Origin of the sequence: Aeropyrum camini SY1 = JCM 12091 (assembly GCF_000591035.1) — an archaeon.
GTDB lineage: Archaea > Thermoproteota > Thermoprotei_A > Sulfolobales > Acidilobaceae > Aeropyrum > Aeropyrum camini.
Window position 1 is genome coordinate 1,482,477 of sequence record NC_022521.1, and the last position, 25,107, is coordinate 1,507,583.

The following is a 25,107-nucleotide window of genomic DNA, read 5'->3' on the forward strand; positions in this document are numbered from 1 at the left end:
AATATAACCTTTGGATTGCAGATGCGGTAATCTAATAGTCCTCCGCACCACTTGTAGTCTGGAGGGGGTATCCGGGTTGCCCTCAGCTAGAGAGATACTGCAGCAGGGCCTGGAGAGGATCGGGGGCCCAGAGGACCTCGCGGCTAGGATTGACTCTACACTCTTAAACCCCAAGGCTACAGAGGCTGATGCGGAGGACCTCGTCAAAAAGGCTGCGGAGCATGGGTTTAGATGTGCAGTGCTGACTCCGGCCCACTCTATTAGGGTGTCTAAGCTTGCCGAGAAGCTCGGGGTTAAGCTGTGCAGCGTTATAGGCTTCCCTCTAGGCCAGACACTCCTCGAGGCGAAGCTTGTGGAAGCCCAGGCGGTGCTAGAGGCCGGTGTTAAGGAGCTTGATGTTGTTCCCAACTTCTCGCTGGGCCCCGACGGGGTGTATAGAGAGGTGTCAGATATAGTGAGGCTTGCGAAGGGCTATGGGGCTTTGGTGAAAGTCATATTGGAGGCTCCCCTCTGGGACGACGATAAGCTCTCCCTTTTGGTAGACTCGTCTAGGAGGGCGGGGGCTGATGTTGTGAAGACTAGCACGGGGGTTTATACCAAGGGCGGGGATCCATTGACGGTTTACAGGCTCGCAAGGCTGGCGAAGCCTATTGGGCTGGGTGTTAAGGCTAGTGGAGGCATAAAGACGGGTATTGACGCCATACTGGCCGTGGGAGCCGGGGCTGACATTATAGGTACGAGTAGTGCTGAGAGGGTCTTAGAGAGCTTCAAATCTCTAGCCTAATGGCAACTCGGCTCCAGCCAACCCGGGGGGATTGCTTCTGAAGGGTAGAATAAGGGTTGGATTGATAACGAGCAGGTCGGCGAGAAGGCTAGTGGAGGATATACTCAGGGAGTCGGGGTTCGAAGCCGAGGTTATAGACCTTCCGGTGCACGCTATAGGGATGTTGAGCGCCAGGACGATAGCAAAGATACTGGCTTCGAAGAAGGACTTGCTGGATAGGGCTAGGTCGGCTGATGTGCTGGTTATACCGGGCCATGTAAGGGGGGACGCTAGGGAGATATCGAGGGTTGTTGGTAGGCCCGTCTATAAGGGTACAGTTAGCCCGGTCTATATACCGGATATAATAGGCATTCTTAGCTCCGGCGGGAAGCTAGACCCCGAGAGACCTGCTGAGGAGGTTGTTAATCTTGGTGACTACGCGTCGAAGATAGTTGTTAAGGAGGCTTTTAGAGTGGGGAGGGTTAGGATACCTCTGAGGCCTCCTCCTATGCTGGTTGTCGCTGAGATACCCCCTACGGCTTCCGAGAGGGAGATTCCAAGGCTTGCAGCCCGGATGGAGGGGGATGGGGCTTCTATAGTGGCTGTGGGAACCGGGTTCGATGACGAGCCTAAGGTTGTATATAATAAGGTGCGGCTGGCCTTGTCAGCTCTTAAAGAGGCGCCAGTGATTGCAGAAACTCCAACCATGGACCATGCATCCTCAGCTCTAGACGCCGGAGCCTCTGGCGTTATAGTGCCCATTGGCCTGACGGTGGAGCTGACTAGGGAGAAACGTCTACCTGGGGACGCGTTTATTATGGTTTCGGGTGAGCGGCCTGAGGAGCTTGCCAGTGCTGTCGGGGGTTTGAGGTCCTCGGGGTATCATAAGATTGTCGTAGACGTCAGCCTCTCGCCCCCTCCACTAGGGCTTCTAGAGAGCCTCGAGAGGCTGAGGAGAGCCTCTGGGCTGCTGAGCGTGCCTCTCGTCTTTTCTGCGGCCAATGTTGCTGAAGAGGTGCAGGCAGACAGCCATGGCGTCCATGCCCTTCTCGCCCTGCTGGCGCTCGAGGCTGGAGCCTCCCTTTACTATGTCGTCGAGGACAGCTACAAGTCTTACCGCTCCACAGCTGAGGCCGCAGAGGCTGTGAGCTACGCTTCTGCAGCTAAGGCCCTACTCTCTGCGAGGATACCTTTCACTAGGCTCTTCGTGGTGAAGCAGCCTAGAAAGCCGCCCAAGCCAGTACACCCCGAGGGTGAGAGGGTTAGCGTCGGCTACATACCGCCCGCTATGGACAATGCTGGCTACGCGCATATACAGGTCGACCACGAGAGGGGGGTAATAATGCTCACCTTCTACCCTAGGGGGGGTGAGCCTGTTACCTTTGAGGGCAGAAAGCCTACAAGCCTTCTCAGAGCCCTAACATCTAGGTTCCCTGTCTCATGCGAGCACGCTGGATACATAGGATACGAGCTGGCTAAGGCTGAGATCGCGCTTCTCCTAGGCAAAACGTACATTCAGGATAGTCCTGTAATAGTCCCCGTCTGGGGTGAACCCGATGAGGGAGGCTGCTAGCGCTTCGGCCCCGGGGAAGGTTATAATAGTTGGCGAGCACTTCGTCGTCAGAGGCTCCATGGCTATAGTAACGGCCATAGGTAGGAGGCTGCGTGTCACCGTTGAGAGCGGAGGAGACGGTATAGTTCTGGAGAGCAGCATGTTGGGGCGCCACCATGCCCCCCTTCCCGGACAAGGAACCGCGGCTAGCGTGAGCACCGTTCTCGAGCCTTACATGGCGGTGTTGAGGAGCCTAGCTGCCAGGGGTTACAGCGTAGTGCCCCATCGGATATTGGTGGAGAGCAAAATTCCGCCGAGGGCTGGGCTAGGGAGCAGCGCAGCCAGCATGGTGGCCTACGCCCTCGCATACTCTGCCATGCACGGGGATCCCCTGTCTGAGGAGGAGCTCTATAGCGTGGCTATGGAGGGTGAGAGAATAGCTCATAGCAGGCCGAGCGGTGTTGACGTTACTATAGCCGTGAAGGGAGGGGTTTTAGCCTATAAGAGGGGCGAGGAGCCCGTTAGACTAGAGCAGAGGCTCGCAGGAGTTACGCTTCTCATTGCCGACACAGGGATCGAAAGACAGACCAGGGATGTCGTTGAGCATGTTCTCTCCGTTGCCGAATCACTCGGGGAAGCCTCCAACCATATATACACGGCGGCAGACGTAATATCGCGGGAGGCCCGTGGGGCTATCGAGAGGGGTGACGCGGAGAGGCTGGGCCTCCTTATGAACGCAGCCCAGGGACTCCTATCGGCCCTGGGAGCTTCATCCCTCGAAATAGAAACGCTAGTTTACCGGATGAGAAGGGCTGGCGCCCTGGGATCTAAGCTAACCGGCGCGGGATGGGGTGGCTGCGTTATAGGGCTATTTCGGGAGGAGGAGGCTGAGAGTGGGCTAAGGTCTGTGACCGGGGACGCCGCCCAAGCCTTTACCGCGTCGATGGCTGAGGAGGGTGCTAAGCTCGAAACCCTCTAGGGTTTTAATTTCCACGGCCTAACCCGCTAAAACCCGGTGGCATTCGGTTTGGATATAGACATACTTGTCAGGAGGTTTCTAGCTATCAAGACTTCCCACACCCCCCGGATAGACCCTTCAACAGGCTGTATATACTACATTTCGGATGCCGCGTCTAACCAGCCCAACTTGTGGAGAAGCTGTAACGGATTCAGCGACCTGTGGCTTCCCTGGGAGAGGCGGGTCGGATCCCTCGAGATCTCGCCCGATGGGCTTGTAGCTTTTTCCACGGACAGGGACGGGGATGAAAAGTGGTCTATCTACATAGCGGGAGAGGAGCAGGGCGTAAAGCTCGTGTCTGGCGAGGACGATAGCATTAACATGCTAGGCCCCTGGAGCCCAGACGGCAGGCTACTCGCTTTCACGAGCAACAGGAGGAACGGGGTCGACTTTGACTTTTACGTGTTTGATCTAGCGCGGGGAGAGACTAGAATGGTGGCTGAGGGGGAGGGCATCGTAGCCGCGTCTTCATGGCTTGACGATAGGAGGTTATTGGCTGTTAAGAGGAACACGAATCTTGATAGCGATATAGTTGTGGTTAACGTTGACAATGGCGAAGTAAGAATACTTACAAGACACAGCGGCGAGGAGCTAAACATAGCTCCCCGCCCAATAGGGAGAGGGAAAGCCATGATTATAAGCAACATGGACAGTGAGTTCGCAGGCATCGCGCTTCTAGACATCGAAACAGGCGAGAGGCGGCTCGTCTTAAAGGAAGAATGGGACGTGGAGGCGCTTGAAATCTCTGGGAACACGGTGCTATACTCGATAAACGTTGATGGAGAAAGCAGGATTTACACCGCGAAGATAGACTGGGGAGGGAGGCTTCTCAACCCCCACCCTATTGAAGGTCTGCCCAGAGGAACCCTCCTCAACATGGACCTCAACGAGGGTCTGAGCCTAGCGGCTCTCTCCCTCAGCACTCCTAAGCAGGGTGTAGAAATCTACCTTGTAAAGCTCGGTGATGAGGTTTCAAGGCTTACTAGGAGCCCGAAGGCATGGTTGAAAGAAGAGGTCTTTGTGGAGCCACAGCACTTCTCCTATAAGAGCTTTGACGGTCTGGAGATAAGGGCTTTGTTCTATCCGCCTCCCGAGCCGCTTTCCAACCCTCCGCCAGCCGTCGTCTACCTACACGGGGGGCCAGAGAGCCAGGAGAGAGTTAGGTTTAACGTTTTTCCGCAGTCGCTGGCGGCTATGGGTATAGCGACTATAGCACCCAACTATAGGGGTTCGCTGGGCTATGGGAGGAGGTTTGTCCACCTCGACGACGTGGAGAAGCGTATAAACGCTGTTCACGATGTTTACCACGCCGTCAGGGCGGCTGTCGAGGCGGGGCTGGTAGACGGCTCTAGGCTATGTGTTATGGGCGGCTCCTACGGCGGCTACCTGACGCTTATGTCTCTCGCTCTATACCCTGATCTATGGGCATGTGGTGTCGAGATTGTTGGGATAGTGAACTTAGTCACTTTTATCAGGAATACAAGCCCCTACAGGAGGAAATACCGTATAGCCGAGTATGGGGACCCTGAAGTCCATGGCGAGGTGATGCTGAAGCTTAGCCCCATAAGCTATGTAGAGAATATAAAGGCCCCCCTAATGGTGATTCACGGTGCTAAGGACCCGCGAGTCCCCGTGAGCGAAGCGGAGCAGCTTGTTAACGCGCTCTCATCGCTGGGCGTGAGAGTTGAGTATCTTAGGCTAGAGGACGAAGGGCATGGTGTAGTTAAGCTAGAAAACAGGCTGAAAGTCTATAGGAACGCCCTCAAGTTTATATACGAACACCTCTCAAAACGTATTTAGACAGAAAAGCTTATTAACACCCCTCTCCAAGATTTATAAAGGTATCGCCCATAACATGAGCGGTAACCTATATATTTTGGGTGCTTGAAATGGTTTCGGAAATACCCTACGACGAGGGCTCCTCGGGGGAGGAAAGCGGGGAGATCAAGTGTAAAAACATAGTCACAGACCCGGTTAGGGGGCTGAAGATATGCGCCGACACTGGCGAGATAATTGGGGAGGATATTATAGGTACGGAGAGCGATGTTAAGGCGTACACACCCGAGGAGAGACAGCAGAAGACCCACTATGGAGGTCCTCTCAAGTACTCCCACCACTATATGGGTGTGGAGGCGAGCCTCGAGCACCCCAGGGACCACGGGCCCAAGGGTATTAAGCAGAGGAAGATATTGCCTAGAAGGCCCCCACGCCTCTCGGCTAGACCTCTAACGAGTGTCGACAAGAACCTGCAGACAGCACTATCCCTGATTAACGAGGTCGCCAGCAGGATGGGTATGCCGGAGATAGTGGTTGAGGATGCAAGCAAGATATATAGGGAGGCTATGGAGAAGGGGCTCACCAGGGGTAGGAGCATAGAGAGCATAGTCGCCGCCTCCCTCTATGCAGCTTCGCGTATACACGGCCTGCCGCATAGCCTGACCGATATTATAAAGGCTATGAAGGGGAATGTTGATGCTGAGACTCGTAGGGATGTCGCCAGGAGCTATAGGCTCCTGGTGAGAGACCTTAACATAAAAATACCTGTGCGGAAGCCCGAGAACTTCGTCTACACTATAATAAGCGCATTAGGCCTACCGGAGCACGTCGCCATAGAGGCTATCAAAATCATAGATCTCTCCCGGAAGAAAGGTCTAACAGCCGGTAAAGACCCGGGTGGACTTGCGGGAGCTGCTGTATATCTAGCCGCTCTCAAACACGGAATCAGGAAGACACAGAAGGAAATAGCACATGTAGTGGGCGTTACCGAGGTTACGATCCGGAACAGATACAAGGAGATAGCCCAGGCGCTGGGGATAGAGGAAGAGTTGGAGGAGAAGAGCGCCGAAGACAGAGGCTAGGTTTGCCTAAGGTAAACCGTAAACCTCACGGCGAGGACCTCAAACAAAACCCCTTTTTAATCTTTAGTCAAAGGCCACGGCTGTCTGGTCCTCCCTAATACTGTTCTCGGCTAGTACCAAACCTGTCTTTTCAGGGAGCTCCCATCAGGACTTTGGGGCATTCCAACGGTGTTCCTATAGGTGCCAGGTAGGCCTTCTTAATAGCCTCCCTAGTCAAGCTCTCCGGGCTTGTATAGGGGTAGATCCTGTCTATGGCCACGCCCATATCCCTGAGAATCCTCATAACATGGTGCACCGTCTCGCCCGACCCCATTGTCTGTAACAGCACTACAGGCTTCTTGTCAGCATGGCTAGTGGCAACTGCTGCGCTCGCGACAGGTGGCATGACTGGGAGGGCGTATGCCAGCCTTTCAGGATCGTGGTGCCTCAGGACCGCTACTATACCGCTGGGTGTGCAGTATGGGGCGCACCTGAGTCTGTAGCCCAGTATCGCCCTCCTCTTCCAAAGCCTGTAGTACTTCCGCTGGGTCTTTATCAGGCTCAGCCCGTAGGTTCTTGCCATGCTTGCAACGCTCCGTAGGGCGTCTATGTTCGCCTCCAGTAGAAGGAGGACAACGACTTTGTCAGCGGGGTACCTTCGGCCTGCGATGTCGGGAAGCCCTTTCTCATACACTTCCATAAACACTTTTTTCATACTGTCAAGAACACTCTTGTCAGGCTTGTAGTATGGATCCATCCGGATGTAGGGTATACTGGCCAGGGCGGGCCTCGAGCCCCATACCAGGCGTGCGAAATATATATCGTCTGCTTCAACGCTGTTGGCAAACTCTTCAAGACAGTTTTCGGGAACTATGAACGTTTGCATGAAACGGCCGTCGAGAAGCCTGGCTGTGCTCTTAGGCGGTACATCGGCTAGTATGGGGCTGTTGCCGACTATGACGACCTGGCTAAGGTCGAGTCTCTCATAGTTTATAGAGACTCCAAACTGGAAGCCAGCAGCTCTGGCCCTCTGAACAAGCTTGTATAAATTTCTCTCTGCCAGGCCGAGCTTCTGTGCATAAGACTTTATAGAAGGCGGTAGGCCTTCCTCCGTTGAGTAACGGGTTAAAGCCTCAATGATCTGTGCTAGCCTAAAATCAATCATGTTGTTTTTTATAACTCTTGATACTCTTGCCCTCTTAACCTCCACCTCTTCGGACATTTCCTGTTACACACCATAACATAATGATATGCATTGATTATTAATAAATTTTACATATTATCGAAGGGAGGTATCGGGCTTTGGGAATATCTGAAAAATATGAGTATAAAGTGATATATCGTATTGACCTAGTAAGTATTAGGCCATACACAGTTAAGAGCATGAGTTTAGACCGATAGCCCCCTAGTACTAACACCTAGCCTTCTCGATCGATGATCACTATAAAGCTTCTCACTGTAAATTACCTAACTTACGGGTGGGCCCCGGACTATGCTAGCTTCTTTGCGACGCTCCCGCAACCCGGGGGATGGATGACCGGGGCCCCTCCCGGCCTTTTATAAACGATGAGAATTAGAGCCTGTTCTACACAGGATGAGACTAGGTTTATCCTTGGGAGGAGTAAACGCTCAGCTGTGCATTCTTTCCAGCGGGGCTATTGAATCCGAGCGACGCTTCGGGTATACTCCAGGTTTTTACCCTGGGGTTTCATCTAGTTTGGAGGGGGATTGTTTTGGCAGACCCTGGGTTCAAGTTAAGGGCTATTACGATCCATTTTGAGGCCAACGCTGATGTAGGCATTATCGAGGATTCAGTCTTTAAGGCTAAGGAGGTTATTGATCGTGTAACCGCTGAGAGGGGTGTTGAGGTTTGGAGCCTCAGGGCGGTGCTAGCGTCAGGGGGTAATATTGCGGAGTCTGTGAGGAGGGCGGCCGAGCTGGAGCATCTAGTCGAAGGCGAGGGAGTATTTATAAATCTCGGCCTACATAGAGCTTCGCCCAGCGATTTTGATGCTGTAAATGACATCCTCGAGAGAGGGTTCTTCCTAAGCTTGGCACTCGTCGAGGGCTCCTGGGAAGAGGCTAGAGGCTACTCCCGCCTTATACACAGCCTGAGCGATAAGAGCCCTGATCTTGCAGTGCACATAGGTTTAAACCCGCTGGGAACAGGCCTTCTAACCCCTTACTTCCCGCTCGCAACCAGCCCGGGCAGGGCCAGGAGTGTGACTGCGGCTCTCCTATACCCGAGGTTCCTGTTGGAGAGCTTTAGAACAGGCGGGCTCTCGGCTGTAGGCGATTCCATCGTTTATGCGGCACGCGTCTCGAAAGAGTATACCGAGGCTGTGGCGAAGGCTGTAGGCGGGTCGTTCGCCGGTGTAGATTTAAGCGTCTCGCCCTGGATGGAGGAGTCTAGCCTTGCACTCGTAGAGGAAGTTGCTGGCGTTAGGCTTCCGGAGCCGGGATTCGCCCACGGTCTAAGGCTTGTTAACGAGACGATAGCCGATGCAGCTTCCAGGCTGGGGAAAACCGTTGGTTTCAACGAGGTTCAACTCCCTGTTGCGGAGGATTCTAAGCTGAAAGTCAGGGTTGCTGAGCTTGAGACCTCGGCTAGGGATCTCCTTAGGCTTTCAGGAGTGTGTCTAGCTGGCCTCGATATGGCAGTGACCCCGGCTTCTATAGACAGTGTTGCCGGGCTCTTTCTAGATGCAAGGGCTTACTCTAGGACGAAGGGCGGCGTAGTAGGTGTTAGAATAATCCCTATAGACGGGGTGGAGCCTGGCGACGAGGTTTTCCTGAAGAGGTTTGGGGAGGTCCCTGTTATCCCGCTCTGAAGGGGAACCCCCTTCTAATATCTTATCTCCCACCCTACTACGGCTAGGATAATGGATATTAAGGTGACAGCTATAATATGGGCAGCCATGTCGACTCTACTTATACTATACCCTCGTCTATGCCTCCTTATTATCCTGAACCGGGCGTCAACAGCCAACAACACTATGGCGGCCAAGAGCAGTATCTTAAGGTTGACTAGGCTGCTGACGGCTCCGCGGGGCCAGCCAAGCTGGGTTGCCATGTACATCCCAGTGATAGCCGCTACCGCCAGACTCGGCAACCCTATTTTCTCGTAGACGCTTTCAAATTCCTGGAGAGGTCTGAAATCACCCGTGGTTATGAACCTGGGTAGGTATCCTAAGGCAATTATGATATGACCGCCTATCCAAATAGAAGCCGCAAGCACATGAAGCAGCTGGGCGATCTGGTAAGCTGTAGCCAACACTAACCCCCTGAAATCCTGCGTGTGTTATAGCAGTCATTAAGCTAAACTCCGTCCCTGTATTTCCTATCAGCTGGTCTGGTCTCCTCTATTCTCTTAAACTAAAGCCAAAATCCCGTTGGCCCGGTAACCTGGAACCGGTGTTTGTTTCGGCCCATGTAACCGCAGGTGCTGTGAAAAATTTGTCATGGAAAGTATTCTTATATGCTCTTGGGGCAGCTTCTAATTGGGTAGTCAGTTGGACTAGGAGTCTTCACCGGTGCCTTGCGGCACCTCAGTCCGGGTTTTACTCTCCATCCTACCCGGGTTAGCCTTGTAACCTTGTGATTCCGCTCTGGGGAGGATGCATGCTGGTTCTGGAGTCAGCAACCTTCTGTTATCCTTCTAAGCCTTTCTGCTAGTGATGCCAATAGCCTGGCTTTTTCCTTGTCTATCGGGTTCCAGGGTTTTCCTCCGAGCTTTATGCTAGAACCTATTATGAACCCGTCTGCTATGTGCCAGTATTTCGATAGGTTTAGCTGTGATATGCCGCTTCCAACTATTGTTTTAACATCATATTCTGCGGCTGTCCTGGCCGCGGTGACTACCTCGTCAGTGTCTGGAGGTCCTCCCGTGGCGTGGCCGGTTATTACTATTGCCGCTATTGGTACTCCGCTCCTCTCTATACAGTCTCTGACAGTCTGGGCTATGTTTGTCTCAGCCAGTGGGTAGCTGTGTTTCACGTCAACATCCGCTAGCATTTCTATACGTCTCTCCTCTAAAATGCCTAGTAGTGCTAGGCTTTTCGCGAGGCGGGCGGCGTCGGGCTCTATGATACCCTCGGGGGACAGTCGGGTCTCGCACAGGCTGTTTATACGTATGAAGCTCCCCCCGCCTGAGTAGGCAGAGGCTAGTGCTTCAACGCTACCGTTTCTGAGCATGTTGACCCCTATAGGTATGTTTAACCTCGAAGCCACCTCCCTCACAATCCTGGTCATGGCCGCCACTTGCATGAGGCCCGGGTTCTTCGGGTAGGGAGTGTCACCGTAGTTCTCCAGTATAACCCCTTCGAAGCCCGCCTCCTCGTATACGGAGGCCTCTGACACGGCGTACTCTATTATATCTTCGAGGCTCCATAGCTTCCCGAGCCTGGGGGGGTAGCGGCGGGTTCTGTAGCCTGTCGAGCCTGGTAGCGGCGGGAGGTGTACTACCCCGATGAGCGGTTTACACTTGTCGAACACTCCCAACGGCTAGCCACCCCCTCCCGCCCGGCTGTTGAGGACCTCTATCAGAAGCCTCACACCATACCCGGGAGCCATGCCCTTCTCCGGCCAGTAGGGCGGTGCTAGGCTCCCCGCCTCGAAAGCTATGCCTGGCCCCGCTATATCCAGGTGTGCGAACTCCTTACCGTGTGCGAACCTTTCTAGGAAGAGGGCGCCGAATATGGCTCCCCCGTATCTCTGGGCGGCGTTCACTATCTCCCCGGCTTGTGCAGGCTGTGTCAGGCTCTTGGCATACTCGTCTTCCATCGGCATCCTCCAAAGCTTCTCTCCAGTTATCTTTGAGGCTTCTTCGAAAGCCTTTGCCAGGCTGTCACTGCGGGTGAAGAGGCCAGCTATGAGCGGCCCTAGGGCCACTACAATGGCGCCCGTCAGGGTGGCAAGATCTATAACGGTCTTCGCCCCGAGCTGTTTTGCAGCATAGGCTATAGCATCCGCTAGAATTAGTCTTCCCTCTGCGTCCGTGTTAGTTATTTCAACTAGCGTGCCGTCCCACATTCTTATGACGTCGCTTGGCAGGTATGACGAGCCGCTGGGAACGTTTATAACAGCTGGTATAAGGCCTACGAGGTTAGCCTTAATCCCCAGCCTAGCTGCCGCCCATAGGGCTCCTGCAACTGCTGCTCCGCCAGCTTTATCAGCCCTCATCAGGGTCATGCCCTGGCTTGGCTTGAGGTTGATGCCTCCGCTGTCGAATACAACCGCCTTTCCTACGAGTGCTATAGGCTCGCCGGAACCGCCCGTGTACCTTATTATTATCAGTCTAGGCTTCTCATCACTACCCATACCAACACTCACTATACCCCCGAAACCATCCTCAACCAGCCTCTCGTAGCTGAATATCTCTACGTCAACATTATCGAACTGGGAGAAGAGGTCCTTAACAGTGGCGGCCAGCTTAGCCGGAGGTAGCCTGTGCGGCGGCGCGTTTGCTATATCTCTAGCTAGATAAACCCCCTCTGCAATAGCCTGTGCATAGTCTACCCTAGGACTGCCTCCGTACAGCCAGAGCTTCTGGAGCTTCCTCTTCCTGGTGTTCTTGAACTCCTCAAGCCTGTAGGCGCCGAGGAGAGATCCGATTAGAGCTTCGGTGGAAGAATTGGAATCCAAGCCCGATAGGTAGAGCTGGGCTTCCTCGAACGAGTCTATAACCTGTCTCGATGCCGCTGCAAACCCCCTTCTAACCCCCTCAAGATCGCCTGGTGCACCGCAGCCAGCAGTAACAACCAACCCGCCTTTATAAGGGAGTTTTGCGGTGCTCCCAGGCTCGGGTGAGACGGCCTTCGAGACATAGCCGTCTCTAATCAGAGAGGCTAGGTCCTCGGGAAGCCCCTCGGGAAGCTTTATGGAGTCGCCCTCCTTGAACACGGGGACTATGACTGGCGTCCGCCTCCCGAAGAACGCTTCGTCTGAGGCGGTAACACTGGGTGGCTTAGTGTATAGAACCATAGAGGCTCCACCATAACCCCTCTATCGAGCCTGTCTGTAATATCTATTACCGGACGGTTTGCTCGGGGCCGGGCGACACTGGCATGTTGGAGGGCGTTAATGAATATTAGAGATGGAGGCTAAAGTGTTCAAGTGGACCCGTGCCCGCCGTAGGCCCGCGTGTCACGCGGAGGGCGATGAAGGCGGGTGCCTTGCGGCCGGATCCCTCCATCACCCTAAATATCACCCTTAGCCAGCTGAAACTCAAAAACGGGGCTAGATATATGGGTAAGGCCTGGGATCTAGACAGCGTCCTGGTAGTAGACTTTGGAGGCCAGTATGCCCACCTCATCGCACGGAGGATAAGAGAGCTGGGTGTTTACAGCGAGATTGTACCGGCTGTTAACCTAGATGCTGTTGGCGATGCAGTTTCCCGGTCGGCTGGGGTCATTTTAAGCGGAGGCCCAGGCAGTGTGTGGGAGTCCCGGCACGACGAGGCGGCGTTAATGGCGATTGAATCCGGAAAACCCGTCCTGGGTATATGCTATGGCCACCAGCTCCTCGCGAAGGTGTTGGGAGGCGAGGTGGGCAGGAGCCCCCTCCCCGAGTTCGGCCCCACCGAGGTCGAGGTCCTCGACCACGGCCTTCTGCTAGACGGCCTTCCAGCTAAGTTTAAGGTCTGGATGAGCCATTACGACGCAGTTCTACGGCCCCCCCGTGGAGCCAAAGTCTTGGCTAGGAGCCCCGGGAGCCCCGTTGCTGCTATGGAGCTGGGGAGCCGGGTTTTCGGTGTTCAGTGGCACCCGGAGGTTAGGCATAGCCAGTTCGGTATGGAGTTGTTGGATAACTTCCTTTCAGTTGTTGGAGTCCCCCGGAGCTGGAGACCAGGGGATATGGTGTCTGAGCTTGTGGAGGGTGTCAGGCTGCAGGTCGGCGATGCACGTGCTGTAGCTGCGGTTAGCGGCGGCGTTGACAGCACTGTAGCCGCCCTCATCGCCAAGAAAGCCCTAGGAGACAGGCTACACCCGGTCTTCATAGATCATGGATTACATCCGGAGGGCGAGGTGGAGAGAGTTCTAAAACTACTATCCACAGTTGGTATAGAGCCCATGATTATCGACGCTGGGGAGCAGTTTCTATCCGCACTGGAAGGGGTGGCTGATCCTGAGGAGAAGAGGCGTGTGGTGGGCCGTCTCTACGCTGAGGTCCTGGAGCTAGTGGCCCGGGAGTTAGGGGCAGAATATCTAGTGCAGGGGACTATCTACCCGGATGTCATAGAGAGTGGGGCCAGCCCCGGGGCAGACGTTATAAAGACGCACCATAACGTCGGGGGTCTTCCCAGGGATATGGGGCTAAAGCTGGTTGAGCCGCTTAGACTCTTCTACAAGGATGAGGTTAGGGTTATCGCCGAGAAGCTGGGAATCCCGAGGGAGCTGGTGTGGAAACAGCCCGTACCCGGGCCTGGGCTGGCTGTGAGGGTGGAAGGGCCTCTGACGCGGGAGAAGCTGAGGATAGTCCGCCATGCAGACGCCATAGTTAGGGAAGAGGTGGAGTCGGCTGGCCTGAGTGGGAGGCTTTGGCAGTACTTTGCTGTTCTAACTGCTTCAAAGGCAACGGGGGTGAGGGGAGACTCCAGGAGCTACGGCTATGTGGTCGCCTTGAGGGCTGTGGAGTCTATGGACGCGATGACTGCAAAGCCTGCGGAGCTGCCGTGGTGGCTTCTTGAGCGGATAGCGTGGCGGATAACTAGCGAGATACCCGAGGTCGTCAGGGTTGTGTATGATATCACCAGCAAGCCTCCCTCAACGATAGAGTGGGAGTGAGTGAAAGAATCGTTTATCTATATGAGGCTATTCCTCCCCCTTTAATATCTCGTCGAGGTCGAGCTCTATTACCTGTCCGGGACGCCGGGGCGGCTCCTCGCCACGTGCGGCCGCCTCCTCGTCACCACCGGTCTTCATCTTCTGTATAGGAGCCTTCCAGCTGTAGCCGCACTCCCGGCAGGTTAAGACTGCCATGACAGTTATGGTTATTCTACCGTACCTGTCGGGAAGTGGCGATACTAGTGTCCACGTCTTCTCAACCTCTCCCGCCCTAGCGCCGCAGGAGGGGCATATGTACGGGTCCTTCTGCTTCTTCCTCCTAGCCAAGGGTAGCACCCCACCTCTGTTCATATCCTTCTTGTTCTTCGAGGGTTATAGAGTGGTTAATCCCGTGTTCCTGGAGCCTTCTCGAAAGCCGCTCCACAAAGTCTGCGAGCCTCTCGGGCCGTGGCTCGGTGTGGGGCATGCCTACTATAACTCTTATGGTTACACTATCTTCAGAGATCTCGTCTATGATGACCCGCTTCATCACTACCGACCTCTCTTCCTCTGGGAGGAGAGTGTTTACTACGTTATCTAAAGCGTCCTTCACGTTATCTATAAGCTGCTGACTCGGGAGTCCCCAGACGCGCACCGTTAGCCTGTAGTACGACCTCTCCCGCTTCGTCAGCACCCCGAGCCTGAGCATTGTTGAGTTGGGCACGTGGTACACCCCATACTTTGTCTCCACGATGACGAAGAGAGGCCGCACATCCCTAACCCACCCTCTAACCCCGTTCGGCATTATGATGTACTCGTCTCTGCTGACTATTCTTGTGATTATTATGGCGTAGTACGCCGCCATATTCATAAGGAGATCCCATGTTGCCAGGAGGATTGCCGCCAGGAGGACGGCTATGAGTATTATGATGAACCTGCTTCCTGTGACTACGTAGAGGGCAACCATGATAGTTATCAGTACTATGAGATCTCTTGAGAGCCTGTAGAAGGGGGAGGCGCTGCTCTCATCCAATATCCTAGCCGCCGTGAGCCTCCTGGTGAGGCTCCTCACGAAAAGAACGGCGGCCAACCCCGCTAAAACTACTAGGAAGGCCTCTGCGAGCCGCATCGATATCTCTATGAGGGACTCATAGCTTGGCAAGATAGCTTGTAGATCGCTGGTGAGAGACATCCTGGCCAACGCCTACTACACCCCAGCTCAGGCACTACACCGGGGCTGCTCCACTAGGCTCACACACCCCGGCTGGTTATTCTGCTAGTAGAGTTTCGCGAACTCTTCCAAATACTCCCTGTCGACTAGGGCTATTATTGTATGCCCCTCTTCTATAGTTGAAATCTCTTCTGGGTCCCTAAGCTCGTTGCCGTCGAAAACAGCCAAGACTTTAACTCTCCCCTCGAGATCCCTTAGCTTCAGCAAGTTTTTCAGCCTCTGGCCCCTGACGGGGCTCTGTTTAGTCACCGTAGCTGCTGCCACAACATACCGGCCAACGAAGACGTCTGATATCAGGATGGGCCTGCCCTTGCCTGTTATGCTGGAGTAGAGGAGCCCGGCAATGATGTCAGGCTCTACTATCATGTCGTGGACTCCCAGAGTCGTCAGGATCCTAACCGTCTCCTTCATCCTAACCCTAACATAGATCTTCTCCATTCCATAGGCCATGGCCATCGCGACTAGGAAGAGGTTAACCTCGTCTCTGTCAGTGGCGGCGACAAGAACGTCGTAACTAGGTATATCTATCTCGCTGTAGAAGCGTGGATCCGTAACGTCGATCTGCAACCCCTCTACGTCAGCCTCGCTCTGTGCTATCTCGAGCTTCTCCCCGTCCTTGTCGACGATAGTGACAGAGTAGCCTGCATGGCTAAGCCTCTTAGCGAGCTCTCTACCAACCCTCCCCGCTCCAACTATAAGTATCCTCAAAGTAGATGCCCCCGGATGCTGGCCGCCTCAAGCTAGAGTTTCCCCTGGGGAGGCTTAAACGGGCAGCCCTCCAACCCGTGGTATATGCGGTGTTGGAAGGTGGGTGGAGAAGCTTTCAATATAAGACGCGTCAGGGCGCTCCAGGTTATCGACAGCCGAGGGAACCCAACTATCAAGGCCTACGTAGAGTTGGCTGGCGGGGGGTATGGCTGGGGTATAGCGCCTAGCGGCGCCAGCAGGGGTGAGAGGGAGGCTGTGGAGCTTAGGGACGGAGGGAGGAAGTGGAGGGGTAAGGGTGTCTCAAGGGCAGTGGCTATAGTAAACACGATAGTAGCCCCCAGGCTGGAGGGCGTGGATTCCAGGAGGCAGTCGTATATAGACAGGCTCTTGATAGAGCTTGACGGAACTCCTAACAAGTCTAGGATTGGAGGGAATACTACCACTGCTCTAAGCATAGCGACAGCTCGAGCCGCCGCAGACCAGGCTGGGCTCGAGCTGTTCCAGTACCTGGGGGGTGCAGGGGCTAGGAGACTGCCAATACCTATACTCAACGTCATAAATGGCGGTGTTCACGCAGGTAACGACTTGGATTTCCAGGAGTTCATGATAGTGCCTCACGGGTTCAACAGCTTCACGGACGCCATAAGGGCTGCTGTGGAGATCTATGGAGAGCTTAGGGGGCTGCTTAAGGAGAGGTACGGCGCAACCGCGGTTAACGTTGGGGATGAGGGAGGGTTTGCCCCGCCTATGAGAAAGGCGGAGGAGCCTCTCCAGACTCTGGTTCAGGCTGTCGAGAAGGCTGGCTACGAGCCTGGCCGCGAAGTATCCCTTGGAATCGATGCTGCAGCCAGTCAGCTCTACAGGGACGGCCGCTATCTCGTTGAGGGCAAGGCCATTTCAAGAGAAGAGCTCCTCAACATATACCAGAGACTCGTTGAGAACTATCCAATAGTTTATCTCGAGGATCCGTTCAGCGAGGACGACTTTGAAAGTTTTAAAGCGGCGGTCGAAGCCCTCTCGGCGAGAACCCTAATTGTTGGGGACGACCTTCTCGTAACTAATCCCGAGAGAGTCAAGGAAGCCTCCGCCGACGGAGCTGTCACCGGGCTACTTGTAAAGGTGAATCAGGTAGGGACTCTAACTGAAGCGCTAGAGGCTATTCAGGCTGCAAGGGATAGAGGGGTAGCTCATATTGTTAGCCACAGGAGCGGCGATACTGAGGATACATTCATAGCAGACCTCTCAGTTGCAACCGGGGCCCTAATGATTAAGGCGGGGGCTCCTGCTAGAAGCGAGAGAACCTCGAAATACAACAGGCTCCTCGAGATAGAGGATACTCTAGGCTACTCCGCCTCTTACGCTGGCCCCGAGCTACTCGGCCTCATACGCGGCGGCTAACCCCTGGCGGGTTTATCTAACTGGAATCTATACTACAACAGTTATACTAGCCAATATAACTACAAAATTTTCGGTGCACAGCCCTTTGCTCTCCAGGATATTTTCGAGGCTAAAAGAGCTAACCCAAGCGGGGGGTAGTGGAGGCACAAGAGTCATAGTAGCTCTCGCACCTAAGGAAGACGAGCAGGCTCTATCCCGTATACTCAGGTGGCTTGCTGTCAAGGGTTTAAGGCCTGATGAAACACTTGAAGCTGCTAGCGCTGATGAGGCCATACAAGCAATCAGCAACCTGAAGGGGAGGATAGTTGTAGTCACAACATCATCCATGGCAAAAACCCTGGGGGAGTGGGCCAGGAGCCGTGGGGGAGGAATAGTAGTTATAGATGTGGACAGTAAAGCCCCAGGGATGCAGATGGGCTGCTAAATAAGCCCTCTAAAGAGCGTGACTCCATAAGTGGGGTGAAGGGAGGCGGTGTCGACCAAGGTAGAGGATAGAATGCTGAGCATAGAGGACATACTCCAGAGGAACGTGTGGGACGTTGCTGAGGACCCCCACATAGAGATCCCCAGGGGCGCCGAAAACCAGAGGGGAATACCTAAAAAGGCCCTCGCGCTTCTATGCCCTGCTGCATGCTATACGGAAATGGGCGAGGAGCTTCTCTTCAGCTATGAAGGATGCGTTGAGTGTGCCCTCTGTAGGGTTATAACTCCTAAAGACAAGATTTCATGGAGATACCCGAGGAGCGGTAGGGGGATACAGTATAGGTTCACTTAGCTCGATGCTCGATAGAGAAGAGCATCAACTCAGACTAGCCATACCAACCCACTTTTTGGGTTAGAGTTGCATAGAGGTTGGGCTTAAATTTTAAGACTCCTAGCGTGGGTTCGCGTTTATGAGGTGGTCAGCGTTTGTGGCGGCTGACAGGCTCGATCCATGGGGGGCAGTCGAGATAAAGGATTATGATAGGCTTTTGCACACGTTTGGTATTAGACCTTTCAGCGATATTCTGCCTCTACTGCGCAGGGTTGGTATGGAGCCTAGCATCCTAATGAGGAGAGGCATAATCTTTGGTCATAGGGACTTCGACAAGATCTTAGAGGCGAAGGCTAGGGGCGAGCCTGTTGCAGTGCTGACGGGATTCATGCCTAGCGGGAAGTTCCACTTCGGCCACAAACTCACAGTAGACCAGCTCATATACCTCCAGAGGAATGGTTTCAAGGTTTTTATAGCCATAGCCGATGCAGAGGCTTTCGCAGTTAGAAGGATAGGTAGAGATGAGGCTGTGAAGATAGCTGTTGAGGAGTATATAGCTAACATGATAGCCCTGGGCCTCGACCCTAAGGATACGGAATTCTACTTCCAGACTAACAGGGGAACACCGTACTACAGGCTAATCCAGCTATTCTCAGGGAAAGTTACAGCTGCAGAGATGGAGGCTATCTACGGCGGGCTTACACCCGCAAAGATAATGGCCTCGCTAACCCAGGCGGCCGACATACTCCACGTACAGCTTGAGGAGTACGGCGGCTACCGATACGTAGTAGTTCCTGTAGGCGCAGACCAAGATCCCCACCTAAGGCTCACAAGAGACCTGGCCGATCGTATGACGGGCGTGGTAGAGCTTGAAAGGCCCGCCAGCACGTACCACAAGCTCCAGCCAGGTCTTGACGGGAAGAAGATGAGCAGTAGCAGGCCAGACTCCACTATATTCCTCACAGACCCTCCAGAGACTGCTAGGAGGAAACTCTTCAGAGCTCTGACAGGAGGCAGGGCAACGGCTGAAGAGCAGAGGAGACTGGGCGGCATACCCGAGATATGTAGCGTGTATCACATGGACCTATACCACCTGATGCCTGATGACGATGAAGTGAAGCACATATACACTAGCTGCAGACTCGGGAAAATACTATGTGGAGAATGCAAGCAGATAGCTTGGGAAAAGCTGGAGAGATTCCTAGCGGATCACCAGAGAAAGCTTGAGAAGGCTAAAGACATAGCTTGGAAACTAGTGGATCCCCCAAAATTCTAATTCGAGAAATCTTAGAAACCCTAATAAACACACCATACTCGAAGAACCCGGGAATGGGGATGAAGAGACGCTTTAGGGCCGAAGCCAGGATGGGGAGAGTACCCTCGCCTGACCCCCAATATAGAACCCAAACCTCCTGGAGAGGAGGAGAAGAATAAATCTTTCTTTACTCGGGCAAGACATCGACGGAGAATATTTTGAATATTTACCATAACCTTCCCATTCTCCTAATTTCTAAAAGTACGGAGTAATTGGATGAGAGGCGGAGTCCAGGGTTCCTGAGGGCCCTAGGCCCGAAACCGGAGTTAGGAGCAGGGAGCCGAGCTCATGTAGGCCCGAGAAGCGTGGGCGGAGGAGCCCGAGCGTGAGCAGCCCGAGAGACTAGGCCGGCCGGCTCTCCGCCCCCAGGGTCTCTCCAAGGCGGTGGGGGGCCGCCTTGGAGGCCCTTTCGGAGCCCCCCGAGGGCTAGTCTCTCGGGCTGCCTAATGCTCGGGTCTCCCCGCCATAGGCCTCTCGGGCCCTGTTGGGCTCGGCCCCTGGCATCCGGTTTCGGGTGGTCCAGGGCCCTCAGGAACCCTGGACTCCTGTGTGCTTATTGTGGGCCTTTGCTTATAATGTGTTAAGGTGCTTATTGTGGGCCTACAGGTTTATAAGGGGGGGTTTAGTGAAGGCTTTTCCCCTCCTTGTGTAATAGTAAGTTGTGTGTTGTGGGTGTGGTCTGCTTGTCGAGGATTTCAGCGGTTCTTCTCGCCGCTGCCCTACTTGGCTACGCCGCCAGTATTGCTGGCTATTTCGAGTACTCTACTGGCTCTGGTGTTTGCGAGATTGGTGACGTCGGTTTAGCTGTTGTCGATTGCTCCAGTGTTTATAGTATTCCCCAGGCTGTGTTGTTTGGCGTTGTTCATTTGAGCGTGATTGCTCCAGTGTATTTTACTTTTTTGTCTCTAGCGGCGTTGGCCTACTGGGTTAAGGGCTCTAGGATTTTCCTTTACTCCACGACAATTCTCTCCCTCGTAGGTGCAGTCATGGTTCCCTACCTAGTTTATCTGGAGGTTTTTGTGGCCGGTGCTTTCTGTCTCTGGTGCACGGTGATGCATTTATCCATATTGTCGGCGCTGGCCCTTTCTCTCCTATGTTTGAGGGCTTGCGGCTAGTGTTTATTTATCTGGGAGGGCAACTTGACGGGCTATGGAGGGGTATCTGCGGGTGGTTGATTTGGAGCAGGGCGTTTCGAAGGATTTCGAGGGGGAGGCTAGGATAGGGAGGGTTGTTAAAGACTTTCTGAGGCTTAGCCTTAAACCTGAGGACTTCTCAAGCCCTGTGGCCCTTCAGATGGCTATTTCGAGGCTCTACGAGGGTATGATGAGGATGATGGAGAGGGGAGGCCCCCAGCCGACTTATGTTGCTGAGGTTAGGTTTACGGATGACATGGGCAATCCGGTTGTGATAGCTGTGGAGCTAGGACCGGAGACACCGCCTTTCTCGAGGGACAGGGTTAAGGCTAGGATTAGGGTCGAGCTCTACGAGGATTAGGCCCTGGGGCGCTATCTCCTCTTCCGCCTCCTCCGCCTCTCCTCGGCCTCCTCGACGAACACGCCAACACCGAGGAGCTTCCTCACTATCTCGTCTAAGAACCTTATGTGAGTCCCCTTCTGCCCCAGCATAGGGCCCATATGCTCTTTACCCACCTTTATTTTGAGCTGGGGACCAGCGAAGTCGAAGTCTATGACGTGCTTGTGTATCCAGCTGACTGGGTGTACCGCCCTGACTATCTCCTTCAAGTCTAGAGTATGCTCTATAGCCCTGATTTTAAGTCCTGTATCACCCTCTATCTTCTCGATCCTCTCGCCGCCCTTGCCGATGAAACGGCCCAGGTGGCCTTCTTTAACTATGACAAGCACGTCGGGGACGTGGTCGCTTTCAATACCCCATCTCCTCTTCGCGTCCTGGAGGTCGACGGCTGTAATTATGTCTGCGTCTGGCGAGTGTACCCGGGCAGCCTCTATAACTTCTTTTTCAGCCTGGTTTAACTCCCTCTTCCTCATCAGCAGCTCCATGAGCATTTTGACTCCTCTCTTTGCACCTGGCCTAACAATATCCTTTAACCCCAGATCAACGACCTCAGCGGTGGGCTCGTTGCTAAGGATCTCCCTGGCCATACTAGCACCATCCATTCCCGGCTCGACTGTCCTCTGGAACACAGGATCCCCGATGACTATCAGCTTGCTCCCCGTGCCGAGCCTCGTGATAATCTCCACTATAGCCTCGGGTGGCATGCTCTGCGAGTCGTCCACTATAATGACGCTGCTGTCGAACGTTCTACCCCTCAGGAAATGTGGGTCTACGAGAACGAGGCTCTCGCTCGACAACACCTCCCTGACCCTCTCCTCCCCTAGGAAACCCGAGAGGATGTCCATTAGATATTCTGCGGCAAGCCTTCTATATGACTGGGCGTCAGTCATAACTGTTAGTTCTCGCCCCGTAACAACATCTATAACTGGCCTTGCGAGGACTACCCTCCTAAACTTGCCCTCGGCAACCATTGCTATCCCGTAGATTATGGAGAATAGACTCTTCCCTGTGCCGGTGGGGCCGAAGACGCCGACTAAGTCCACGTCGGAGAGAAGAGCTTCTTTAAGCTCCTTCTGACCCTCGCTCCTAGGTTCTAGCGCGTCGAAGAGCCCCTTAAACTTCTCGAGACCCTCCACCATGTCCACCCAGGAATAGACATAACTATACTATCCCAGGCCAATATTCGCTAGAGGGGATTTCCTGGAGATTCAAGCCGGGGTGTACTAGCTGGTGCTCAGATACGGGGCAAGGGAGATCAGGGCTCTGCTGGAGGCGCTTGAGGCGGCCGAAAAGAGGAAGCCTGCCCAGGTTAGTAAGAGAGAGATCTTCGCCCGCCACGGCCTTATCGGCTCCAAGTATGACAGGGTTTTCACCGCGATCATGTACAAGATGTTTAGGATGCAGGGGGTTCTCGATAGAACCGTGGCCCATGCTTTGGGATTACCACTTGAAGAGCTACGTGGCTTCGACCCGATGCTAAGACAGGCCCTTAGGCTGGCTGCATATCTTGCCCAGTTCGACGAGACGGGGGACAGGAGTCTTGTCTCAGCTCTCCTCCGCCACGGCCTCCCAATCCTGGCTTCCCGCTACGGGTGGAGAAGGGCTAGACTTGTGCACAAGGTTGTCGAGAGGCTCCTCGACGATCCCTGGAAGCCCTCGACACTGGAGGAAGAGTTCATGGCGAAATATATGGTGCCTACTGACATCGTGCAGATGGCCAGGAGGCTTATTACAGGTGATGAAGAGCTTGAAAGGCTGCTGAACGCGATAAACAGACCGTCAGTAAACAGCGTGAGGGTGAACACGCTAAAAGCGAGCTTTGAAGAAGTCTATAAGACTATAAGATCTAGCGGCCTCTACGCATGGCCTTCAGAGAGAGTAGAGGGTGTAATAAGATACAAGGGACCATTCAACGATACCCTAGCAAAGCTGCTGGCCGAGGGGAAGATAGTGCCGCAGGACGAGTCAAGTGCAGCTGCGGCGCCTCTCCTCAGCCCGATGCCGGGGGAGCTAATTCTCGATATGTGTGCCGCCCCAGGCGGTAAAACCACTCACCTCGCCGAACTCTCCAGGCTCCAAGCTAGGATAGTGGGGTTCGACATATACTGGGATAGGCTCAGGAGGATGAAGGCTCTCGTAGAGGCCACAGGCACGGAGCCATCTATAGCAGTGGTGAAGGCGGACGCCGCCAATGCCGCCAGAATAGTGGGTAGAGAGAGCGTGGACAAGGTTCTCCTGGACCCGCCTTGCAGCACCACCGGCGGCCTTCACAAGAATGTGGACGCCCGGTGGAGGCTCAACAGAGAGAGAGTAATGGAGCTTCAGAGGCTTCAAAAGACCCTGTTGGATGCCGCCGTAGAGGTTGTGAAGCCCGGCGGCCTGATACTGTATACGGTGTGCAGCATACTTGCGGAGGAGGGTGAGGATGTTATACTTCACGCCCTAAAAAAGTGGGGTAACCTGGAGTTGGTGCCACTACACGGGCCGTACGAAGAGTCGCCAATACTGCCGGGGACGATGAGGGCCTGGCCCCATAAGCACGGTGTTACAGGCTTTTTCTACGCCCTCCTCAGGAAGAAGGCTTAGCGGCTCCTGGGAAGTCTATGCCCTCTCTATATCTACTCCAGACTACAAGCCCTCTCCACGGCTACAGCGAGAACAGCGAGCCGGAAGAGGGGTGGGGAGGGTTAAACAGGGCTGCACTAGCTGTAGCGGCGTACAACGTGTTCAGGGGGTTTGCGGTCGGCGGCTATATGGCCCTGTTCCCTATGTACATGCGGAGCCTCGGCTACAGCATGGAGAGTATAGGTGGAGTGATCGCCGTTTCAAGCCTGTTCTCCGCACTGGTCTTGCCAGCGCTCGGGGTCTATATAGACAGGATGGGGCCGCGAATATGGGTTATCATAACGGGTATACTCCAGTTCGCTGGAATCGCCATCCTCATTATGGAACCCGGTCTAAGCGGCCTCACAGCCAGCTACCTCTTATTCCTCCTATCGTTTATGGCGGGCCAGCCCTCCAGGATGAGCTTCCTCGCCAGAAGCATAGATGTAAACAGCCTAGGCTACATCGTTGGTGTCACGAGCAGCGTTTTCAGCGCTTCACGGCTTGTTGGGCCAGCAGCGGGAGGCTACATCTCAGGGGCTCTTGGGTTCCGGGGCGCGTTCGAGGTCCTCGCCGCCTCAAGTCTAATGGGTCTCCTGCTATTTACACTACTCTCCACTCGCGTGAATCTCCGCGAGGTTAGCAGGCCTGGGAGCGTTCTAGAGGCGTACTTGAGCCTGATCAAACCAGATGCAGGCTTCGGCAGGTTTCTCGTGTTCATAGGTGTCGACAGGCTGTCGTGGAGCCTCTGGTTCCAAATGCTAACAGCCCACCTCTACAACCACGGCTTCTCCGAGTTCCAGGCCGGGCTGGCGGTGACCGTAAGTGGCGTTGTTCAGACGGCTACCCTGCCCCTGGCTGGCAGGCTTGTCGACAGGTTGGGCGCTGTCCTCGGGCTGGTGGTCAGCGAGGCTGTGGGCGCTCTAACAGCCCTCCTGCTCACGGACCCCACGCCCATAAGGGTCTACATAGCGATGGTTTCTATGGGAGTCTCCATAGCCAGCTGGGTCCCCTCGTACAATAAGATGGTGGCAATGCTTAGGGGGGAGGGCGGGACGGGCTATACCCAGGTGAACACGGTTAGAAGTATATCGGGAGCCCCAGGCCCCTATATAGGCGGACTCTTATACGACGCCCTGTCTCCTATGGCACCCTTCGCCGTCTCGGCGTCCCTGCTCATATTGCTGGCACTTCTAGGGAGAAGGCTGGTTTTGAAGGAGGTTAGGGAGGTTGAACGGCTGCCTGGTCATCTACTCACCGAACCTGTGAAGTCCTATGGATAGCTATGTATGGAGGCATGGTAGGCTGAGGTATATTCTTCCCCTTTCCCTCCTCTTGACATACCCTACTCCCCTCTTCGGCTCAACACCCTCAACACACATAACCACCGGAGGGAAGTCTTGGTATTCAAGCTTGAAGCAGCCATCTATGGTTGAGACTCGAATCTTTGCACCGCGGCTAAGGGCTATGGCACCTATGATAGTCCCCCTCAAGGCGTCTTCCGGTATGTCGAGGTGGGTTGAGGAGGCGCCCATACACCCTCTGGGATGGAGGTAGGCGATGAACACCCTTTTCACCCCTGAGGCGTGGTCCGAGATGAAGATCTTCACAGGCTTTTTACATCCCAAACC

The 25,107-nt window shown here is 54.4% G+C and carries 24 protein-coding genes; 15 read left to right on the forward strand and 9 right to left on the reverse strand.

Annotation, left to right across the window (positions count from 1 at the left end; genetic code table 11):
- Positions 1-76: 76 nt before the first annotated feature.
- The 5 genes from deoC to ACAM_RS07775 all read left to right on the forward strand — a co-directional run bounded on the left by deoC (position 77) and on the right by ACAM_RS07775 (position 6,191).
- Positions 77-784 (forward strand): deoxyribose-phosphate aldolase, encoded by a 708-nt coding sequence (gene deoC, locus ACAM_RS07755; RefSeq protein WP_022542264.1) that lies wholly within the window; start codon positions 77-79, stop codon positions 782-784.
- 61 nt (positions 785-845) lie between these two features.
- Complete coding sequence (locus ACAM_RS07760; RefSeq protein ID WP_158318603.1) at positions 846-2,336, forward strand: dihydropteroate synthase-like protein; 1,491 nt, start codon at positions 846-848, stop codon at positions 2,334-2,336.
- Positions 2,320-3,294 carry a mevalonate kinase gene (mvk, locus tag ACAM_RS07765; RefSeq protein ID WP_022542266.1) on the forward strand — a complete coding sequence of 325 codons (975 nt, stop codon included), beginning with the start codon at positions 2,320-2,322 and terminating at the stop codon, positions 3,292-3,294. Before ACAM_RS07760 ends, mvk begins: the two co-directional genes overlap by 17 nt.
- A 48-nt stretch (positions 3,295-3,342) precedes the next feature.
- Entirely contained in the window at positions 3,343-5,133 is a 1,791-nt protein-coding gene (locus ACAM_RS07770) for a S9 family peptidase (RefSeq protein WP_022542267.1), read from the forward strand.
- Positions 5,134-5,222: 89 nt separating this feature from the next.
- Entirely contained in the window at positions 5,223-6,191 is a 969-nt protein-coding gene (locus tag ACAM_RS07775) for a transcription initiation factor IIB (protein ID WP_022542268.1), read from the forward strand.
- 130 nt (positions 6,192-6,321) lie between these two features.
- On the opposite strand, the gene ACAM_RS07780 is transcribed toward ACAM_RS07775, so the two are convergent.
- Positions 6,322-7,392 carry a hypothetical protein gene (locus ACAM_RS07780; protein ID WP_022542269.1) on the reverse strand — a complete coding sequence of 357 codons (1,071 nt, stop codon included), beginning with the start codon at positions 7,390-7,392 and terminating at the stop codon, positions 6,322-6,324.
- Positions 7,393-7,903: 511 nt separating this feature from the next.
- Here ACAM_RS07780 and ACAM_RS07785 point away from each other — a divergent pair.
- A complete protein-coding gene (locus tag ACAM_RS07785) occupies positions 7,904-9,001 on the forward strand; it encodes a DUF711 family protein (protein ID WP_022542270.1) in 1,098 nt (365 codons plus the stop codon).
- A gap of 14 nt (positions 9,002-9,015) precedes the next feature.
- Here ACAM_RS07785 and ACAM_RS07790 read toward each other — a convergent pair whose 3' ends face one another.
- From ACAM_RS07790 to ACAM_RS07800, 3 genes are all read right to left on the reverse strand, one after another.
- The gene (locus tag ACAM_RS07790) at positions 9,016-9,444 is read right to left on the reverse strand and encodes a CopD family protein (RefSeq protein WP_022542271.1); all 429 of its coding nucleotides are present in this window, start codon (positions 9,442-9,444) and stop codon (positions 9,016-9,018) included.
- A 362-nt stretch (positions 9,445-9,806) separates the two neighbouring features.
- Entirely contained in the window at positions 9,807-10,664 is an 858-nt protein-coding gene (locus ACAM_RS07795) for a BtpA/SgcQ family protein (protein WP_232502346.1), read from the reverse strand.
- A gap of 9 nt (positions 10,665-10,673) precedes the next feature.
- Positions 10,674-12,152 carry a leucyl aminopeptidase family protein gene (locus ACAM_RS07800; protein WP_022542273.1) on the reverse strand — a complete coding sequence of 493 codons (1,479 nt, stop codon included), beginning with the start codon at positions 12,150-12,152 and terminating at the stop codon, positions 10,674-10,676.
- Between the two features lie 263 nt (positions 12,153-12,415).
- Here ACAM_RS07800 and guaA point away from each other — a divergent pair, with 263 nt between their 5' ends.
- The gene (gene guaA / locus ACAM_RS07805; protein ID WP_022542274.1) at positions 12,416-13,954 is read left to right on the forward strand and encodes a glutamine-hydrolyzing GMP synthase; all 1,539 of its coding nucleotides are present in this window, start codon (positions 12,416-12,418) and stop codon (positions 13,952-13,954) included.
- A gap of 27 nt (positions 13,955-13,981) precedes the next feature.
- Here guaA and ACAM_RS07810 read toward each other — a convergent pair whose 3' ends face one another.
- The 3 genes from ACAM_RS07810 to ACAM_RS07820 all read right to left on the reverse strand — a co-directional run bounded on the left by ACAM_RS07810 (position 13,982) and on the right by ACAM_RS07820 (position 15,872).
- Positions 13,982-14,281, reverse strand: coding sequence for a hypothetical protein (locus ACAM_RS07810; protein WP_022542275.1), 300 nt, complete (start codon positions 14,279-14,281; stop codon positions 13,982-13,984).
- Positions 14,274-15,134, reverse strand: coding sequence for a mechanosensitive ion channel domain-containing protein (locus tag ACAM_RS07815; RefSeq protein ID WP_022542276.1), 861 nt, complete (start codon positions 15,132-15,134; stop codon positions 14,274-14,276). The genes ACAM_RS07810 and ACAM_RS07815 overlap by 8 nt, the downstream gene beginning before the upstream one ends.
- A gap of 75 nt (positions 15,135-15,209) precedes the next feature.
- Positions 15,210-15,872, reverse strand: a complete 663-nt coding sequence (locus tag ACAM_RS07820; protein ID WP_022542277.1) for a potassium channel family protein — start codon at positions 15,870-15,872, stop codon at positions 15,210-15,212.
- A gap of 99 nt (positions 15,873-15,971) precedes the next feature.
- On the opposite strand from ACAM_RS07820, the gene eno reads away from it, so the two are divergent.
- The 6 genes from eno (at position 15,972) to ACAM_RS07850 (ending at position 20,833) form a co-directional block, all read left to right on the forward strand.
- Positions 15,972-17,270 carry a phosphopyruvate hydratase gene (gene eno / locus ACAM_RS07825; protein WP_022542278.1) on the forward strand — a complete coding sequence of 433 codons (1,299 nt, stop codon included), beginning with the start codon at positions 15,972-15,974 and terminating at the stop codon, positions 17,268-17,270.
- 85 nt (positions 17,271-17,355) lie between these two features.
- A complete protein-coding gene (locus ACAM_RS07830; protein ID WP_022542279.1) occupies positions 17,356-17,694 on the forward strand; it encodes a hypothetical protein in 339 nt (112 codons plus the stop codon).
- Between the two features lie 48 nt (positions 17,695-17,742).
- Positions 17,743-18,045, forward strand: coding sequence for a ferredoxin family protein (locus ACAM_RS07835; RefSeq protein WP_198407778.1), 303 nt, complete (start codon positions 17,743-17,745; stop codon positions 18,043-18,045).
- Between the two features lie 136 nt (positions 18,046-18,181).
- Positions 18,182-19,300: a tryptophan--tRNA ligase gene (locus ACAM_RS07840; protein ID WP_022542281.1), complete on the forward strand. Its 1,119-nt coding sequence runs from the start codon at positions 18,182-18,184 to the stop codon at positions 19,298-19,300.
- A gap of 722 nt (positions 19,301-20,022) precedes the next feature.
- Complete coding sequence (locus tag ACAM_RS07845; RefSeq protein ID WP_022542282.1) at positions 20,023-20,454, forward strand: vitamin K epoxide reductase family protein; 432 nt, start codon at positions 20,023-20,025, stop codon at positions 20,452-20,454.
- A 61-nt stretch (positions 20,455-20,515) separates the two neighbouring features.
- Complete coding sequence (locus ACAM_RS07850; protein WP_022542283.1) at positions 20,516-20,833, forward strand: hypothetical protein; 318 nt, start codon at positions 20,516-20,518, stop codon at positions 20,831-20,833.
- 11 nt (positions 20,834-20,844) lie between these two features.
- Here ACAM_RS07850 and ACAM_RS07855 read toward each other — a convergent pair whose 3' ends face one another.
- Positions 20,845-22,008, reverse strand: coding sequence for a PhoH family protein (locus ACAM_RS07855; RefSeq protein ID WP_022542284.1), 1,164 nt, complete (start codon positions 22,006-22,008; stop codon positions 20,845-20,847).
- Positions 22,009-22,102: 94 nt separating this feature from the next.
- On the opposite strand from ACAM_RS07855, the gene ACAM_RS07860 reads away from it, so the two are divergent.
- On the forward strand, positions 22,103-23,458 hold the full coding sequence (locus ACAM_RS07860) for an RsmB/NOP family class I SAM-dependent RNA methyltransferase (RefSeq protein ID WP_022542285.1): 1,356 nt from the start codon (positions 22,103-22,105) through the stop codon (positions 23,456-23,458).
- Positions 23,459-23,475: 17 nt separating this feature from the next.
- A complete protein-coding gene (locus ACAM_RS07865; RefSeq protein WP_022542286.1) occupies positions 23,476-24,759 on the forward strand; it encodes an MFS transporter in 1,284 nt (427 codons plus the stop codon).
- Here the strand turns inward: ACAM_RS07865 and ACAM_RS07870 are convergent, their stop codons facing one another.
- Entirely contained in the window at positions 24,760-25,104 is a 345-nt protein-coding gene (locus ACAM_RS07870; protein WP_022542287.1) for a hypothetical protein, read from the reverse strand. It lies immediately after the preceding gene.
- Positions 25,105-25,107 lie beyond the last annotated feature (3 nt).